The sequence below is a fragment of the Paenibacillus sp. NPDC057967 genome (assembly GCF_042887015.1).
Classification (GTDB): domain Bacteria; phylum Bacillota; class Bacilli; order Paenibacillales; family Paenibacillaceae; genus Pristimantibacillus.
This window is the reverse complement of record NZ_JBHVQB010000004.1, coordinates 421541-436184: the sequence shown is the minus strand read 5'-3', so window position 1 is coordinate 436184 and position 14644 is coordinate 421541. Positions and strand designations below refer to the sequence as shown.

At 52.4% G+C, this 14644-nt stretch carries 17 protein-coding genes and 1 riboswitch; all 17 genes read left to right on the top strand.

What is annotated here, in order from left to right; genetic code table 11:
* The first annotated feature begins 27 nt into the window (after positions 1-27).
* The 17 genes from ACFVSO_RS12520 (at position 28) to ytfJ (ending at position 14498) form a co-directional block, all read left to right on the top strand.
* Complete coding sequence (locus ACFVSO_RS12520) at positions 28-1212, top strand: D-alanyl-D-alanine carboxypeptidase family protein (RefSeq protein WP_387473861.1); 1185 nt, start codon at positions 28-30, stop codon at positions 1210-1212.
* 143 nt (positions 1213-1355) lie between these two features.
* A complete protein-coding gene (gene spoIIAA / locus ACFVSO_RS12515; protein ID WP_387473859.1) occupies positions 1356-1709 on the top strand; it encodes an anti-sigma F factor antagonist in 354 nt (117 codons plus the stop codon).
* Positions 1706-2152 carry an anti-sigma F factor gene (gene spoIIAB / locus ACFVSO_RS12510; RefSeq protein WP_387473856.1) on the top strand — a complete coding sequence of 149 codons (447 nt, stop codon included), beginning with the start codon at positions 1706-1708 and terminating at the stop codon, positions 2150-2152. Before spoIIAA ends, spoIIAB begins: the two co-directional genes overlap by 4 nt.
* Before the next feature lie 19 nt (positions 2153-2171).
* Positions 2172-2927, top strand: a complete 756-nt coding sequence (gene sigF / locus ACFVSO_RS12505) for an RNA polymerase sporulation sigma factor SigF (protein ID WP_387473853.1) — start codon at positions 2172-2174, stop codon at positions 2925-2927.
* Between the two features lie 117 nt (positions 2928-3044).
* Positions 3045-3698 carry a stage V sporulation protein AA gene (locus ACFVSO_RS12500; RefSeq protein WP_387473850.1) on the top strand — a complete coding sequence of 218 codons (654 nt, stop codon included), beginning with the start codon at positions 3045-3047 and terminating at the stop codon, positions 3696-3698.
* On the top strand, positions 3691-4119 hold the full coding sequence (locus ACFVSO_RS12495; protein WP_387473848.1) for a stage V sporulation protein AB: 429 nt from the start codon (positions 3691-3693) through the stop codon (positions 4117-4119). The genes ACFVSO_RS12500 and ACFVSO_RS12495 overlap by 8 nt, the downstream gene beginning before the upstream one ends.
* 29 nt (positions 4120-4148) lie before the next feature.
* Positions 4149-5807, top strand: coding sequence for a spore germination protein (locus tag ACFVSO_RS12490; protein ID WP_387473845.1), 1659 nt, complete (start codon positions 4149-4151; stop codon positions 5805-5807).
* A gap of 135 nt (positions 5808-5942) precedes the next feature.
* Positions 5943-7274, top strand: a complete 1332-nt coding sequence (gene lysA, locus ACFVSO_RS12485) for a diaminopimelate decarboxylase (RefSeq protein ID WP_387473842.1) — start codon at positions 5943-5945, stop codon at positions 7272-7274.
* A gap of 52 nt (positions 7275-7326) precedes the next feature.
* A complete protein-coding gene (locus tag ACFVSO_RS12480) occupies positions 7327-7758 on the top strand; it encodes a peptidylprolyl isomerase (RefSeq protein ID WP_387473839.1) in 432 nt (143 codons plus the stop codon).
* Between the two features lie 32 nt (positions 7759-7790).
* Positions 7791-7993, top strand: a riboswitch (FMN riboswitch).
* Between the two features lie 271 nt (positions 7994-8264).
* Positions 8265-9401, top strand: coding sequence for a bifunctional diaminohydroxyphosphoribosylaminopyrimidine deaminase/5-amino-6-(5-phosphoribosylamino)uracil reductase RibD (ribD, locus tag ACFVSO_RS12475; protein ID WP_387474276.1), 1137 nt, complete (start codon positions 8265-8267; stop codon positions 9399-9401).
* 37 nt (positions 9402-9438) lie between these two features.
* Positions 9439-10104 carry a riboflavin synthase gene (gene ribE, locus ACFVSO_RS12470; RefSeq protein ID WP_387473836.1) on the top strand — a complete coding sequence of 222 codons (666 nt, stop codon included), beginning with the start codon at positions 9439-9441 and terminating at the stop codon, positions 10102-10104.
* 33 nt (positions 10105-10137) lie between these two features.
* Positions 10138-11394, top strand: coding sequence for a bifunctional 3,4-dihydroxy-2-butanone-4-phosphate synthase/GTP cyclohydrolase II (locus ACFVSO_RS12465; RefSeq protein ID WP_387473833.1), 1257 nt, complete (start codon positions 10138-10140; stop codon positions 11392-11394).
* A 40-nt stretch (positions 11395-11434) separates the two neighbouring features.
* Positions 11435-11905 carry a 6,7-dimethyl-8-ribityllumazine synthase gene (ribH, locus tag ACFVSO_RS12460; RefSeq protein ID WP_120113199.1) on the top strand — a complete coding sequence of 157 codons (471 nt, stop codon included), beginning with the start codon at positions 11435-11437 and terminating at the stop codon, positions 11903-11905.
* A 33-nt stretch (positions 11906-11938) separates the two neighbouring features.
* A complete protein-coding gene (locus tag ACFVSO_RS12455; protein WP_387473830.1) occupies positions 11939-12718 on the top strand; it encodes a segregation and condensation protein A in 780 nt (259 codons plus the stop codon).
* Positions 12687-13289 carry an SMC-Scp complex subunit ScpB gene (scpB, locus tag ACFVSO_RS12450; RefSeq protein WP_387473827.1) on the top strand — a complete coding sequence of 201 codons (603 nt, stop codon included), beginning with the start codon at positions 12687-12689 and terminating at the stop codon, positions 13287-13289. The genes ACFVSO_RS12455 and scpB overlap by 32 nt, the downstream gene beginning before the upstream one ends.
* Positions 13290-13350: 61 nt before the next feature.
* On the top strand, positions 13351-14037 hold the full coding sequence (locus ACFVSO_RS12445) for a DUF2953 domain-containing protein (RefSeq protein ID WP_387473824.1): 687 nt from the start codon (positions 13351-13353) through the stop codon (positions 14035-14037).
* Positions 14010-14498 carry a GerW family sporulation protein gene (gene ytfJ / locus ACFVSO_RS12440; RefSeq protein WP_387473822.1) on the top strand — a complete coding sequence of 163 codons (489 nt, stop codon included), beginning with the start codon at positions 14010-14012 and terminating at the stop codon, positions 14496-14498. The genes ACFVSO_RS12445 and ytfJ overlap by 28 nt, the downstream gene beginning before the upstream one ends.
* Positions 14499-14644 lie beyond the last annotated feature (146 nt).

Sequence of the window (14644 nt, the reverse complement as noted above, 5' to 3'; positions counted from 1 at the left end):
CATCTATCTACCAGGAGGGACATTTCGTTGAAGAGATCAGTAGCTTCATTAATCGCAATAGTTATGACATGTACGCTTATGCTGCCGGCGGCAGCGCTCGCTGAGGAGAAAGCGCCGCAGCAGCAAAGCGCAGGGACAATCGACCTGGCGCCATCCGCAAGATCATCTATCCTTATGGATGCCGATACCGGAACGATCATCTACGAGAAGAACAGCCACGACAGGCTTCCGCCTGCCAGCATTACGAAGATTATGACGCTGCTGCTCGTCATGGAAGCTTTGGACGAAGGGAAAATCAAGCTGACCGATATGGTGCGCACAAGTGAATACGCCGCATCCATGGGTGGTTCGCAAATCTTCCTGGAGCAAGGCGAAGAGATGTCTGTCGAGGATATGATCAAAGGCATCGCGCTGGCATCGGGCAATGATGCGTCGGTCGCAATGGCGGAGAAGCTTGCGGGCACGGAGAGCCAATTCGTCGCCATGATGAACGAGAAGGCGAAGGAGCTTGGCATGAATGATACGCAGTTCGCCAATCCGAATGGCTTGCCGGTTGAAGGACATTATTCCTCCGCGCATGATATTGCCGTCATGTCCAGGGAGCTGCTGAGACATTCAGAGGTGACGAAGTATACGGGATTATACCAGGACTACCTCAGGAAATCGTCGGAGAAGCCGTTCTGGCTCGTCAATACGAATAAGCTTGTTCGCTTCTACAGCGGGGCGGACGGTCTTAAGACCGGCTTTACGAGCGAGGCAAAATATTGTCTGTCGGCAACGGCGAAGCGGGATGATCTGCGCGTTATCGCGGTCGTCATGGGCGAACCAACGACCAAGCACAGGAACAACGAGGTATCTCAAATGTTCGATTATGCATTCGCCCAATACATGAACTATCCGATTGTAGGCGAAGGCGACCCCATCGGTACAGCCCGAATCGAGAAGGGAATGGAATCCGAGCTTGAGCTTATTGCGGAGAAGCCATACAGTATCTTGCTGAAGAAAGGGACGCCGACAGCGGATATCCGGCATGAGCTGAAGCTTAACGATCAGCTTAAGGCACCGATTCAGAAAGGTCAATCGATTGGCAAGCTGATCGTCTATCAGGGAGATCAGGTGCTTAAGGAATATGACATTGCTGCGCCTAATAAGATCGACAAGGCCAGCTGGTGGAAGCTTCTGGGCCGTGCAGCAGGCGGATTGTTCCATTAATGCGGGAATCGTGCAGCTTTTGTCAGCTCCTAGCGGTATGCTTCTAGTTTTGTCGGTGTGCAGGAATTGGAAGGGCATTTAGAGAATTGCTAGTTCTATCTCGGCAAGAGTATCCATTACCCTGAAGGAGATGAACAGCGCGAATGAGTCTGCAAATCGAATTGGAGCATTACCGCAAAGTGCTGATTGTGCGGTTGCATGGCGAGCTTGACCATCATACGGCGGATATTGTCCGGTACAAGATGGAGGAAGCCTTACTGCGCGACAGCGTCTCCCATGTCATTTTGAGCCTGAAGGATCTGGGGTTCATGGACAGTTCGGGACTCGGTGTCATATTGGGCCGCTACAAGCAAGTGAAGGCCAAGGGCGGCAAAATGGTAGTCTGTGATGTCAATCCCGCCGTACGCAGATTGTTCGAGCTATCGGGGTTGTTCAAAATCATTGCCATTCACGACAATGAGCGAAGCGCGATTACGAGTTTGGAGGTGGTGTCATGACAAGCCGCAACGAATTAAAGCTGTCGTTCAGCGCCCGTTCGGAGAATGAAGCCTTTGCTCGCATCGCAGTCGCGGCGTTCGTGTCTCAGCTGGATCCGACCATGGAAGAGCTGAACGATTTAAAGACGGCCGTCTCGGAGGCCGTAACCAATGCGATCATACACGGCTATGATAGCGATGGGACAAAGATGGTGGAGATTGAAGCTTCTATTGATATGGACATGGTATCCATCGTCGTATCGGATCGCGGCCGCGGTATTGAGGACGTCGAGCTGGCTCGTCAGCCGCTTTATACGTCAAAGCCGGAGCTGGAACGCTCCGGAATGGGATTTACGATTATGGAAAATTTTATGGACCGCTTCGAGGTTTCCAGCTCGATAGGCGGCGGAACCCGGGTAGACATGCAGAAGAGAATCGAGTCAAAAAAAGCGCTCTACAATTAGAGCATAGGGGTTGAGCCTCATGGATGTCGATTTGAAGCAAACAGCCCAGCCTTATTTGGATGACGCGGAAGTGAAACGTCTGATCGCTCTCAGCCAATCTGGGGATACCGTCGCGCGAGATACGCTTGTCAACTGCAATATCAGACTGGTCTGGTCTGTTGTGCAGCGCTTCATCAACCGGGGCTATGAGCCCGAGGATCTGTTCCAGATCGGTTGTATCGGTCTGCTGAAGTCAGTCGATAAATTCGATCTGTCGTACGACGTGAAGTTTTCGACGTATGCGGTTCCGATGATTATCGGAGAGATTCAGCGGTTTCTGCGGGACGACGGCACGCTAAAGGTAAGCCGGTCGCTCAAGGAGACGGCGAACAAGGTTCGCAAGATGAAGGATGAGCTGTCGAAGACGCTGGGACGGCTGCCGACGATATCGGAGGTAGCGGAGCGCCTCGGCATTACACCGGAGGATGTGGTGTTCGCCCAGGAGGCGAACAAGCCGCCTACCTCTATTCACGAGACGGTGTTCGAGAATGACGGGGACCCCATTACGCTGATGGATCAGATCGCTGACGACTCACAGGAGCGTTGGTTCGATAAGCTGGCACTGGTAGAAGCGATTGAAGGGCTGAGCGAAAGGGAGCGACTGATTGTCTACTTGCGCTACTACAGGGACAAGACGCAATCCGAGGTCGCCAGCAGGCTAGGCATATCGCAGGTGCAAGTATCGCGCCTGGAGAAAAAAATATTGCAATCGATCAGGGACCAAATCGCTCAATAGCGGTTTGGTCTTTTTTTATGCAAAACCTTCATATTTTTGGCTGAGTATCCTTATCCTCCTTGTCTCATACTAATCGAGAAACGAATTGCCATGAAGGGGCAGAAGGGATGATGACATATGGGCAGTTCCAGCCATGGGGTCCTCTATCTGCGATTGAAAAAAAGAATCTACATCCGGCCCACGCACACGGTTACGCTTGGACAAGTGGCGAGACTGATGACGGATGATGACGGGCTGGAGGACAGCTTGAAGAGTCTCAAGCTCTACGAGCATAGCAAGCAGGATGGCAACCGCGTCGTCATTGATATGCTCCAGATCGTCAAGTCGATACGGCAGTTATATCCTGACGTGACGGTTGAAGCTTACGGCGATCCGCAGGTGCTGCTGATGGTTGCCGACAAGCCGGTCAAGCCGAGGTACGCGCTGCTTGTGCTTGCGTGGCTGCTGCTCTTTTTTGGAGCGGGGCTGGCCATTATGAATTTCCACACAGACGTGAGCATGAAGGAAGTCCATATCCGCATTGTCGAGCTTGTAACGGGGAAGAAGACGGAGCATCCGCTTTGGTTCCAAATTCCGTATTCGTTCGGTGTCGGACTGGGTATGGTGCTGTTCTTCAACCACATCTTCCGCAAGCGGTTTAATGAAGAGCCCAACCCGCTGGAGGTCGAGCTGTTCATGTACCAGGAAAATATTAATGACTACGTCATTGCGGATGAGATGAGGAAAAAGGCCAATTACGACCAGCTCCACGGCGGCGGTTCCCATGATTGATCTATTGGCGAACATGTTCATTGCCGTGCTGGGCATTGGCGGAGGCCTGGCGGTGGGCAGCGGGCTCGTGGCGCTCCTGATTGTCTTCGATCTGATACCGCGATTGGCGCAGCTGACGAACGCATTCCGGCTATCGATCTGGTTCGAGACAGCTATTATTAGCGGAGCGCTCTATTGGACATTCGCCGACTTTATGGACTGGCGATTGTCGCTGCCCCCACCGCTATTCTTAAGCGGAGCGGGGCTGTTCGACGGAATCTTTGTAGGGATGCTGGCCGCTGCGCTGACGGAAGTCATGAACGTTCTGCCGATTCTGGCGAAGCGGCTGCAGCTGTCGCGTTATATCGTAGGACTTGTAATGGCGATGGTATTGGGGAAAACATTTGGTTCCTTGTTCGATTGGCTAGTATTCCAGTGGTAAAGCGAGCAAACAGAAAACGAGGTGGGCCGATGATGAGTGATATGCAAAGAGAGAACGAGGAAGTTAGCAAGGACGGCGGGATGAAGCCGCAATTTATATCCGAAGACCAGTTGCAGGAAGAATCTCGCCGCGGCGGAGCTGAGGAGGAAGGCAACAGCTTCGATGAGATTATGCAAGTCAGCAGGGGGATCGAGGAGCAAGAGGAACAAGAGGAGAAAGAGAAGAAGAAGAGGGAACCGATTCCCCATCATCTGGACACTGTGCTGAAGAAGCTGGAGGAGATGGGCTACAAAACAAGCTTTGATGTTGTCGTACGGGAGATGACATTCGGAGAGAAGAGGACGGCGCTTTTTTGCCTGAATGGCCTGGTGAAGGAAGAAGTATTGACGGAAGTGCTCATGAGACTGACCTATCTGGAGCCAGGCGATTTAAGCAGCGATGCGCTTCATTCGTTCCTGGACTTCTATGTGCCTGCTGCGCAAGTAGACAAGGAAGAAGACTGGGATATGCTGATCACGTTTGTGCTGGCTGGCGGCAGCGCCTTATTCATTGATGGAGAAAGCAAAGCTCTGAAGATCGATGCCAAAAACTTTCCGGCACGCGGCATGGAGGAGCCGTCCCTGGAGAAGGTCGTGCGCGGGGCGCGCGATGGCTTCAACGAGACGCTGATGGTCAATATCTCCCTTGTCCGCAGAAGGCTGCGCGATCCCAAGCTGCGCTATGAGCTTGTCATGGTCGGAGAGCGCACCAAAACGGACGTGTGTATTGCCTATATCGACGATATTGTAGATAAAGAGCTGCTGAAGTCGATCAAGGACAAAATATCGATGGTCAAGGTAGACGGCTTGCCGCTTGCGGATAAGCAGCTGGAGGAAGCGACGATCAAGCGCGGCTGGAGCCCCTTCCCGCTCGTACGCTATTCGGAGCGCCCGGATACGGTCGCAGCGCATTTGCTGGAAGGGTCAGTCGCCATCTTTGTGGATACATCTCCCAGCGTCATGACATTGCCAACAACGTATACCGACCTGGTTCAGCATGCAGAGGAAAACAGGCAGACGCCATTCATTGGCACTTATCTGCGCTGGGTCAGATTTATTGGTATATTTGCATCGCTCTTTATGTTGCCCCTATGGCTCTTGTTCGTCATGCACCCGGAGTTCAAGCCGCCGATGCTGGAGTTTCTGGGGCCGAGCAAGACGGGGAAAATTCCGCTCTTTGTGCAGTTTCTTCTCGTGGAGATCGGTGTCGATTTGCTGCGGATGGCATCCGTACATACGCCGACTACCCTTGCGACGGCCATGTCGCTGGTAGCTGCGATATTGATCGGCGATATTGCGGTGCAGACGGGGCTGTTCGTGAATGAGGTTATCCTTTATATGGCAATCGCAGCAATTGGGATGTTCGCTACGCCAAGCTATGAGCTCGGCCTTGCCAACCGGATCGTACGCCTGGTGCTGCTTATGGCGGTGGCGGCCTTCAACGTGCCAGGGTTCGTCATTGTAACGACTGTGATTGTCATTTTCCTGGTGAACGAGCGTTCGATGAACCGTCCCTATATGTGGCCGATCATCCCCTTCGATGCGAAAGCGCTGCTCAGCATCGTCATTCGTCAGCCGCTTCTCTATAATCGGACAAGGCCGAATATATTGAGGCCGCAGCAGCGGGACAAGATGCCGGAGACGAGCTAAAGGAACGTAAAAATACAAATGAAATGCGAAATTATCCATTTCAGATGCGCTGCTCATGCGTTATACTGATGCTATAGTTGCAAATAATATCAGTAGCGCTTCATGATGGAAGCGTCAAAAAAGCGAGGGGTAGCAATGTATCTGCACGGTACAAGTAACATTAATGCAAACGGTCATTTGGAAATAGGCGGGAATGACGTCACAGACTTGGCGAAGAAATTCGGTACGCCATTATATATTGTTGACGAGGCTCTTGTGCGCCAGCGCGCCAGAGAATATGTCGAAGCATTCAAGGCTTCCGGACTGAATTTCCAGGTCGCCTATGCGAGCAAGGCGTTCAGCGTAATGGCGATGTGCGCCATCGCTGAGCAAGAGGGACTATCGCTGGATGTGGTGTCCGACGGCGAGCTGTTCACGGCTCTGCAAGCGGGTTTCCCGGTGGAGCGCATCCACTTCCACGGCAACAACAAAACGCCGGATGAGATCAACATGGCTCTGGACGCAGGTATCGGCTGCTTCGTCGTAGACAACTTCGACGAGCTGGCGCTGCTTAACGCCCTTGCCGGCGACAAAGCCAAAAAAGTAAACATTCTGCTGCGCATTACACCAGGCGTAGAAGCGCATACGCATGATTATATTTCGACAGGACAGCAAGACTCCAAGTTCGGATTCGATCTGGGCAACGGCGCTGCGAAGCAAGCGATTGAAGAAGCGCTGAAATTGGACAATCTGGTTATCCTGGGCGTTCACTCCCATATCGGTTCGCAAATCTTCGAGGTTGAAGGCTTCCGTATGGCGGTTGACAAGGTTGCTCAGTTCGCCGTTTCCATCCGCGCAGAGCTGGACTTGACCTTCAAGGTAATCAACCTGGGCGGCGGCTTCGGCATCCGTTACGTGGAAGGCGACACGCCGCTTCCGGTCAGTGAATATGTAGGCGCCATTACGGACGCAATCAAAACCAACTTTGCAAATGCGGACTTCCCGCTTCCGGAAATTTGGGTAGAGCCGGGCCGCAGCATGGTCGGCGATGCCGGCACAACGCTGTACACTGTAGGGACTAGCAAAAATATTCCCGGCGTACGCAAATACATCGCGGTTGACGGCGGCATGACAGACAATCCGCGTCCAGCCCTGTACCAATCCCGTTATGAGGCCCTTCTGGCGAACCGAGCGAGCGAAGCGACAGAAGAGACGGTGTCTATTGCAGGCAAGTGCTGTGAGAGCGGCGACATGCTCATTTGGGATCTGGAATTGCCGAAAGCGGAGACCGGCGATCTGCTTGCTGTATTCTGCACAGGCGCATACAACTATGCGATGGCAAGCAACTACAACCGCATCCGCCGTCCGGCTGTCGTCTTCGTAAAAGACGGCGAGGCAGACCTTGTTGTTAAGCGCGAATCGCTTGACAATATTGTATGCAATGACGTGATTCCGGCAAGACTGCAGAAATCAACCCTTGCGAAGTAAGGGCAGAATTGGTAACGTAGTCTTATTCGGATAAAGAAAGGTAGATGCAATAATGGCAAAACAAGCAAAAATCAAATTGGCGAGCGGCGGAGAGGTTCATCTGGATCTGTTCGACCAGGACGCGCCTAATACTGTCGCGAACTTCGAGAAGCTGGCGAACGACGGTTTCTATAACGGTCTGACTTTCCACCGTGTTATTCCAGGTTTCGTAGCACAGGGCGGATGTCCGAATGGCAGCGGAGCAGGTGGACCAGGCTACACGATCAACTGTGAGATCAACCCGAACAAGCATGAGCGCGGTACGCTTGCGATGGCCCATGCCGGCCGCAACACAGGCGGAAGCCAGTTCTATATCTGCTACCAGCCGCAGCCGCATCTGGATGGCGGACACACGGTTTTCGGCAAAGTAACTAAAGGCATGGAGTTTGTTGACGCGCTTAAAGGCGGAGACAAAATGGAGACAGTTGAAGTTTCCGAAAAATAATGGTACGATGTGTACTATAAATTAGTAAGTTAGCTTTCCTTCGGGGCAGGGTGAGATTCCCAACCGGCGGTGATCGGAGCGCAGCGCAGAACGGACAACCGTATGTGCTGCGCATTCCGTTAGTCCGTGACCCGGGCTGATGAGCTCATAAGGGCAATAACTTGTGAGACATTGGAACGGTGGACCTGGTGTAAATCCGGGACCGACAGTATAGTCTGGATGGGAGAAGGAGAAGCTTCGGCAATGCAGTACAACAGATTTGTCATTTTCCCTTGTGCATCTTTTCACATGTATAGGGAGAAGTCTATTTGTTGACTTTGCGAGTAAGATAGATGCAAGACCGCTTTATTGCGGTCTGTTTTGGAGCATGCTTTGGCATGAAGGCGCAGCTATGCACGGTTATTTGTGCTGACTTAGCGGTGCTTGCCTTGTTTGCTTATGGGCATATCTTATTACTCACGCCGTTGTTCTCGATATCTCACCCCCCTGTCGGCCAGCTTGCCGGTATGGGGGGTTTTTGCGTCTTGATCGATATATTGAATGACGAGTATTACATGTCGCTGGCGATTCAGATGGCGGCGAAGGCTTCCGGGCAAACCGGGATTAATCCGGTTGTTGGCTGCGTTGTAGTGAAAGAAGGACGTATCGTAGGCATCGGCACTCATCTGAAGCGGGGCGAAGGCCATGCCGAGGTGCATGCGCTGTCGATGGCCGGCAGCGAAGCGCAAGGAGCGACGGTCTATGTGACACTGGAGCCTTGCAGCCACCATGGCAAAACACCGCCCTGCTGCGATCTGATTATAAAGTCTGGTGCGGCCAGAGTCGTAGTCGCGGCCACCGACCCTAATCCCGTTGTCTCCGGTACAGGAGTGAACCGGTTAAGGAAGCATGGCATTGAAGTCAGCACGGGCTTGTTGGAGCATGAATCCCAAGCCTTGAATGAGAAATTCAATAAGTATATTACAACCCGCCTGCCGTTCGTAACCTTGAAGACGGCCAGCACGCTGGACGGCAAGATCGCAACGGAGCAAGGCGACAGCAAGTGGGTGACAGGATCTGTCGCAAGGGAGCAGACGCATACGCTGCGCCATCAGCATGCGGCGATCATGGTTGGCATTGGAACAGCTTTGGCTGATGATCCTCAGCTGACGACCCGTGCGGCAGTGCCTGCCATCCATCCGGTCCGCATCATCGTCGACTCCAAGCTTCGTCTTCCGCTTGAAGCTCGTGTGGTGAGCGATCCATCGGCGCCTACGATTGTGCTGACGACTGAGCAAGCCGATACTGAGAAGCAGCGGCTGCTGAAGGAGGCCGGCATCGATGTCATCACTTGCGGCAGCGGTCCGGCCGTGGACATGAAAGTAGCGCTGGCTGAGCTTGGGCGCCGAGAGATCGGCTCCATCTTGCTGGAAGGCGGGGGCAAGCTAAGCGGGACGATGCTTGACCAAGGTCTGATCGATAAAGTCGTGCTCTATTATGCAACCAAATTTATCGGCGGCGCCGAGGCACCGCAAAACATTGCGCTCCCCGGCCGTGCCGCGATGTCGGAGGCCATTCCATTGGAACGGGTTCAGGTAGAGATGGCGGGAGACGATATATGCGTGACCGGATATCCTAGATACGCTGCGGATACAGGGGCATGATAGGGCGATCCGGCGCGAGGGAAGGAGCTTAGGATTCATGTTTACAGGCTTGGTAGAGGAAATAGGAACGATGAAGAGCGTGAACAGGCAAGGCGAAGCGATGATCTTGACGATTGCGGCGAAAGTCGTAACGGAAGGCGTCAAGCTAGGCGACAGCATATCGGTCAATGGCGTATGCTTGACGGTCACTTCCTACGATCGGCAATCTTTTGCGGTGGATGTGATGCCGGAGACGTATCGCCGGTCCGGCCTGCATCTGCTGCAGTCGGGAGAGCCGGTTAATCTGGAGCGGGCCATGCAGGCCGGCGCTAGATTCGGCGGACATATCGTGCAGGGCCATGTCGACGGCACCGGAAGGGTCGTCACGCGCAAGGCGGATGCCAATGCGGTCGTCTTTCGGATTCGGCTGGATGATCCGGAGCAGCTGCGCTATATTATCCCCAAAGGCTCTGTTACGATCGACGGAATTAGCTTAACCGTTATAGACACAACAGAAGACGGCTTTACCGTATCGATCATTCCGCATACGCTTGCCGAGACTGCGCTGCAGTACAGGCAGCCAGGCTCGATTGTGAATATCGAGACCGATATTATCGGGAAGTATGTGGACCATCTGCTGCATTTCAGGGGTCACAGCACCCCTAAGAAAAACGAACCATCCAAGCTGTCAACCGCTTATTTGGCGGAGCATGGGTTTTTATAAGAGAGAATATAGAAGGCCAGGGAGGGAACCAAAATGAATCATGCCGAAGAACAAGATGTATTTGACACGATTGAAGCAGCAATAAGCGAACTGAAGCAAGGCCGTCCAGTCATTGTCGTCGATGATGAGGACCGCGAGAATGAAGGCGATTTGATCGCACTTGCTGACGGAGCGTCACCGGAAGTTATCAACTTTATGATTACGGAAGCCAGAGGCCTGGTCTGCGCGCCGATTACTCAGGAGAGGGCCGAGGCGCTGGAACTGCCGCCGATGGTCACGCATAATACGGATTATCACGGTACGGCATTTACCGTCTCTATTGACCATGTGTCGACCACGACAGGCATCTCTGCTCATGAGCGGTCGCTTACGATAAAAGCATTGATCGATCCCGATGCGAAGGCAGGCGATTTCCGCCGGCCGGGACATATCTTCCCGCTGATCGCCAAGGAAGGCGGCGTGCTGAGACGCGCGGGACATACGGAAGCTGCCATTGATCTGGCGAAGCTTAGCGGCTCCAAGCCGGCTGCCGTTATTTGCGAGATTATTAAGGAAGACGGCTCGATGGCCAGATTGCCCGATTTGGTAGAATTCAAGACGAAGCATGGCCTGAAGCTTGTTACGATTCAAGAGCTTATCCGCTATCGCAATGAGAAGGAGAAGCTGGTAGAGCGTGCGGTTGATGTGAAGATGCCGACCGACTTCGGCCAATTCAGAGCGATTGCTTATACGAATCAGGTGGATCAGAAGGAGCATGTCGCACTTGTGAAAGGCGAGATTGATCCAAGTAAACCAACATTAGTGCGCGTTCACTCCGAATGCCTCACGGGCGATGTGTTTCACTCCCACCGCTGCGATTGCGGTCCACAGCTTGCCGCGGCGTTGAAGCAAATCGATGAAGCCGGAAGCGGTGTGCTGCTCTATATGAGACAGGAAGGACGCGGCATCGGCCTGATCAACAAATTGAAAGCTTATGAGCTTCAGGAGCAGGGATTCGACACGGTTGAAGCGAATATTAAGCTAGGCTTTGCTCCGGATTTGCGGGAATATGGCATAGGAGCTCAAATTTTGAAGGATCTTGGCGTATCCAAGATGAGATTGCTGACGAACAACCCTCGCAAAATCAGAGGACTCGAAGGCTACGGCCTGGAAGTAGTCGAGCGCGTTCCGATTCAGATGGAAGCGAACGAGAGCAATCGCCATTACTTGCGCACGAAGCAGGCGAAGCTTGGCCACATGCTGCGTATAGAAGGTCTGGAGCCGGATGCGGTACCCCAGCAGGAACAATAAATTAGACCCATACAAACAAATTTGAGAGGATGTTTTGAACATGACGAAAATTTATGAGGGACATTTAGTATCAGAAGGGTTAAAATATGGCGTAGTGGTTGGAAGATTTAATGAGTTCATCAGCGGCAAGCTGCTAGGCGGAGCTTTGGATGCGTTCAAGCGTCACGGAGCTTCCGAATCGGATGTGGAAGTGGCTTGGGTACCGGGCGCTTTCGAAATTCCGCTAATCGCGCAAAAGATGGCGGAGAGCGGCAAATACGACGCCGTTATTACGCTTGGCGCTGTCATCAGAGGCGCTACGCCTCATTTCGATTATGTGTGTAACGAAGCGGCTAAAGGCGTATCTGCCGTAGCGCTCAAAACAGGCGTTCCGACGATTTTCGGTGTATTGACGGTCGATTCTATCGAGCAAGCCATTGAGCGCGCAGGTACGAAAGCAGGCAATAAAGGCTACGAAGCGGCTGTTACCGCGATCGAGATGGCGAATTTAACGAAACAGCTGCAAGGATAACCGGCCAGCTGTACAACGCGGGAGGTTGCAAGAGTGTCTGTGCTTTATAAGCTGGAAGCATTCGAAGGTCCGCTGGACCTTCTGCTTCATTTGATCGACAAGGCTGAGATTGATATCCATGAGGTATCCATTAGCGAAATTACCATTCAATATATGGAGTATCTGGATGCCATGAAGGAGCTGGAGCTGGATGTAACCAGCGAGTTTCTCGTCATGGCGGCGACTCTGCTGGCAATTAAGAGCAAGCAGCTCTTGCCGAAACCTCCCGTCTTTGAAGATCATTACGAGGAATGGGAAGATGACGGCCTCGATCCTCGCGACGAGCTGATTCAGAAGCTGGTGGAATACCGCAAATTCAAGCAATTGGCGGATCAGCTGCGGGAGAAGGAATTCGAACGCAGTCTCGTATTTTCCAGAGAGCCGGAGGATATGACCCCATTTCTAAAAGAAGAAATCATCAATCCCGTTGAAGGCTTGCATGTTTCGGATTTGGTCGCTGCTTTCCAGAAGGCGCTGCGCAAAGCCGCAAGGCGAAACGTAATCGCTACTGTACAGCGGGACGAGATATCGGTCAAGGACCGGATCAGGGATATCGTGGACGTGCTAAAGCAATATGAGACGGTCAGGTTCTCCAAACTGATCCGCGAGAACATGGATCGGCATGAGGTCGTGGTGACGTTTCTTGCGATATTAGAGCTAATGAAGATGAAGCATATTCGCTGCTTCCAGCATTCGCTCTTTGAAGATATCGTCATTCATTGGAGAGGAGAATCGGAAGAAAATGGATTATCAGAAGTTGAAGTCGATTATTGAGGGACTTCTATTCATGGCCGGCGATGAAGGATTAACCAAACGCCAATTGGCGGATATCTTGGAGATGGATTCCGACTTTGCCTCTGAATTGGTATATGACTTGCAACGGGATTTGCAGCGCGAGGAGCGGGGAATTCAAATTACCGAGGTTGCATCCGCCTACCGGATGACGACCCACCCGGAGCATGCACTGTATTTTGAACGCATGGCTTATACGCCTACCAGGGCTCAGCTGTCGCAGGCAGCGCTGGAGACATTATCTATTGTCGCTTACAGACAGCCGATCACGCGTATCGATATCGAAGAAATTCGCGGCGTGAAGAGCGATCGTGCCATACAATCTCTGGTATCAAAAGATTTGATCGAAGAGGTGGGCCGCGCGGAAGCCATCGGCAGGCCAATCTTATACGGAACAACGAAATCATTTCTTGATTATTTTGGATTGGCCTCCATACGCGAATTGCCGGAGCCGAAGCATATCGATGTCGATGATGCGCTGGACGAGCAAACCCAGATGCTGTTCGAGCGCCTCGATGGAAGACAAATGACAATTGATGAATTAAAAGAATGAGAATCAGCCGCCAGGCCATACTAATTTCAACCTATATTAGGGAAACGGAGGAAGCATTAACATGCCCGGTAACCCTTACGGTTGGATTTGGGCCGGCGGCTTTTTTTTGCTTGCCATCGTCGTTGTTTTGTCCTCCCCGGTCGTCGTTCATGGATATGTGAGGCGGGTTGGCAATAATGATGATGCAGAGCTAAACGTGAGAGCATTGTTCGGCCTCATTCGATACCGTTACAAAATCCCGTTCATGAGCATGGACGGTCTGGCTGTGAAAGTGGATGAACAAGTGAGCGCAAGCAAAGCGGGATTGAATACATGGAAAGAGTTCAACGACGAGATCGACACGGACAAAGTCGTCAGCTCTATTGAGAAGTACAAGGAGATCCTTCGTTTGACAAAGGATTTGAAGGGTTGGATTAAGGATACTCTAGCCAGAGTACACCTGACGGAATGGCGCTGGACGACCTCCATTGGCACCGGTGACGCAATGTGGACGGCTATGGCTACTGGTGCCGTCTGGTCAGTGAAGACGGGGATTCTGGGGCTGCTGTCCCAGATAGTTCATGTGAAGAGCGGGCCGGTAATGGAGGTCCACCCCAACTTCAGCCAACCAGCTTTTAAGACCGAGTGGTCGTGCATAGCGCAAATCCGCTTCGGTTATGCTATCCTTGCCGGACTTCAACTTTTAGTTCGCATGAAGAAATGGAAGGGAGGCGTCAAAGCATGGCAGAACATCCTATTCAGGGCCTAATGCAAACCGCTATGGAAAACATTAAAGAGATGGTAGACGTGAATACCATCGTTGGCGATCCGGTTCAGACGCCGGATGGCAGTGTTATTATGCCGATCTCGAAGGTTGGCTTTGGCTTTGTTGCCGGCGGAAGCGATATTCGTACGGAGAATGAGCATAAACACACAGGCGGAGCAACGGATGCGCATAACGCTTCCGTATCGCTGCCTTTTGGCGGCGGCAGCGGCGGCGGTGTATCCATTACGCCAATCGCTTTTCTCGTTGTGGGCACTCATGGCGTCAAAATCGTTCCGCTTGATAATCAGACCCATCTGATGGAGAAAGTGATCGATTCCGCTCCAAAAGTATTCGAAAAGCTTCAGACGATGATGCGAGGCAACCATTCCGACACGGACTACGTGGAGACAACAACCACGATTATCGACGGACATGTTGCGGATGAGACCGAGCGACACGGTTAAAAGTTGTCCCATATGCTTATCCCCTGACTGCCCGAAAGGGCAGTTTTTCATTTTTTTGAATGAATCGCCTCGTCTACCCCGGGCAGTACAAGCATATACTATGGCAGGAGCAAGAAAGTCGTCAGCTTACCATCGCAACGAGAGGG